Origin of the sequence: Streptomyces sp. DH12 (assembly GCF_020873895.1) — a bacterium.
GTDB lineage: Bacteria > Actinomycetota > Actinomycetes > Streptomycetales > Streptomycetaceae > Streptomyces.
Map to the genome: position 1 here is coordinate 1 of NZ_JAHWGT010000467.1, position 602 is coordinate 602.

General features: G+C 73.4%; 1 protein-coding gene. It reads left to right on the plus strand.

Translation table 11 applies throughout. The features are described 5' to 3' along the window. Positions 1-58: 58 nt before the first annotated feature. Positions 59-602, plus strand: a 544-nt coding sequence (locus tag LPA54_RS35210; protein ID WP_228984667.1) for a fibronectin type III domain-containing protein, incomplete at its 3' end; no start/stop codon positions are given.

A 602-nucleotide genomic window follows, 5' to 3' on the forward strand; every position in this document is an offset into this window, starting at 1 on the left:
CATATTGGTACGGACCTTTAAATGGACCGGTCTCCGTGGACCCCCAGGAGGCGTAGTCGTGCGTGGCGTTACCCCAACCGCGTCATCCGGCCGCCTGCTCGCGCTCTGCGCGGTCGTGCTGCTGGCCGTCTCCTGCCGCTGGGGAGGTCAGGACGACCCCGGCGGCGAACGGCCGCCCAGGGCGCCGACGGGCGTCACCGCGGAAGCGGGCAGCGCCACCAGCGTCCACGTCATGTGGAACCGGGCCGCCCCGGCGGGATCCGCGGTGACCGGCTACGAGGTGTACCGGGGCCCCACCAAGGTCAAGGACGTACCCGCTTCGACCCACATGGTGGACGTCACCAGGCTCCGCCCCGCCACCACCTACGTCTTCACGGTGCGCGCCCGGGACGCGGACGGGCGGCTCGGTCCGCCCAGCCGGGAGGTGCGGGCCACGACCCCCGCGGCCGTCCGGGCGGACACCGCGCCGCCCACCGGTCCCGGGGACCTGGAAGGACGCGCGGCCGGCAGCCGGGCGGTCCAGCTCTCCTGGACCGCGGCGCGGGACGACCGGGGTGTGGTGTCGTACACCATCTACCAGGGGAATTCGGCCATCCACAGTG